This is a genomic window from Nitratidesulfovibrio liaohensis, assembly GCF_011682075.1.
GTDB lineage: Bacteria > Desulfobacterota > Desulfovibrionia > Desulfovibrionales > Desulfovibrionaceae > Cupidesulfovibrio > Cupidesulfovibrio liaohensis.
Genome location: NZ_VSMK01000544.1, coordinates 1 through 1431, shown reverse-complemented (window position 1 = coordinate 1431; position 1431 = coordinate 1). Strand labels below are relative to the sequence as shown.

The window sequence follows — 1431 nt, the reverse complement described above, 5'->3', positions numbered from 1 at the left end:
GGCGATGGCGCTTCGCCCTCCCGCGCGGCATCCGCCGGGGCCGTGCTTTCGCGGGCCACCGCCGCCAGCGCCGCCGTGACGCTGGTCTTGCCCGTCCCCCCCTTGCCGCTGATGACCACTATCTGCCGCATGCCCGCTCCTTCGCGTCCGTGGTTGCACCGGTCTCTTCCACTGTCGTGGCCGGTGTCGCCAAATCGGCCTGACTGGCCTGACTGGCCAGACCGGCCAGACCGGCCAGTCCCAGGCCGTCCCATGGTCGGCGCGGCCCGTCGGCGTCCCTGGCCATGTCTTCCAGCACATCCGCCAGCCTTGCATAGGCCGCGCGTACCTCGGGCGCGGCGTCGTGCATCAGGCTGCCCGTGGCCCCGCATTCGGCAGCCGCCCGGCTGAAGGGGATGACCCCCAGCAGAGGCACGCCTTCGTGCGCGGTCCATGCACGTACGGGATCACTGCCCGGGGCGCCTGCGGCGGTGGCTGTCGAGGACGGTGCGGCGGGGAGGCCCATTCCGGCCCGATTCAGCACCACGGCATGGGGCAGGCGCAAATGCCGCGCAAGGCCCACGGCCAGGCGCAGGTCGTGCAGGCCGAAGGGGGACGGCTCGGCCACCAGCAACAACAGGTCGGCGTCGTGCACGGCGTTGATGGCGGCGCAGGCAACGCCCGGCGGGCAGTCGCGGATGGCGAAGGCGCACGGTCCCTGAACGGCTCCGTCCTTTGGGACGGTAGGAGGCGGCACGTCCTTCACCGCCCTGATCAGCGGGGTGGCCATGGCCTCGCCGATGCGCAGCACCCCGTCACGAAAGCGCAGGACGGGTGCGGTGGCGGGAAGATCGGGGGCTCTGTCCGGCCTGCCCGTTCTGTCCGCCATGTTCACCCTGTCTGCACTGGTGCCCATGGCCGGGCGGATGCGCGCGATGCCGCCGCGCACCTCGCCCACCAGGCGCGTGGCATAGGTCATGGCGCCCGTGGGGCAGACCAGGGCGCACAGGCCGCAGCCGTGGCACAGGTCCGGAAAGTCCAGCACGGCATCGCCCATGAAGGCCAGCGCCTTGAAGCGGCAGGCCTCCACGCAGCGGCGGCACGCTGCGCCAAGGCACAGGGTTTCGTTCACCTTGGGCACGGGCAGGGTGCACTGTTCGCGCGTCTTCCATTCCACGGGCAGGAACAGATGCGCGTTGGGTTCCTCCACGTCGCAGTCGGCAAGCGACACGCGGTGTCCCCGCGCGGCTAGCAGCGCGGCAAGGTTCACGGCCACGGTGGTCTTGCCCGTGCCCCCCTTGCCGCTGGCAATGGCCAGTTTCATGCGGCCTCCGTCGCCGTGGCTCGTGCATGCAGGCCGCCGGGGACGGCGTTTCCCGGGCGGCCTGACCGATTGTCGGGGCCCGTCATTGGCCATCGCCGGTGGTGGGCGGCATGGCGGGGCCGCGCCCG

The 1431-nt window shown here is 71.9% G+C and carries 2 protein-coding genes; both read right to left on the bottom strand.

Features of this window, described 5'->3' with window-relative positions; all coding sequences use genetic code 11:
* The coding region (locus FVW27_RS21305; protein ID WP_481850167.1) for a nucleotide-binding protein at positions 1-131 on the bottom strand (131 nt) is incomplete at its 3' end.
* On the bottom strand, positions 119-1303 hold the full coding sequence (locus FVW27_RS15510) for a nucleotide-binding protein (protein ID WP_167126815.1): 1185 nt from the start codon (positions 1301-1303) through the stop codon (positions 119-121). The genes FVW27_RS21305 and FVW27_RS15510, both read right to left, overlap by 13 nt.
* Positions 1304-1431 lie beyond the last annotated feature (128 nt).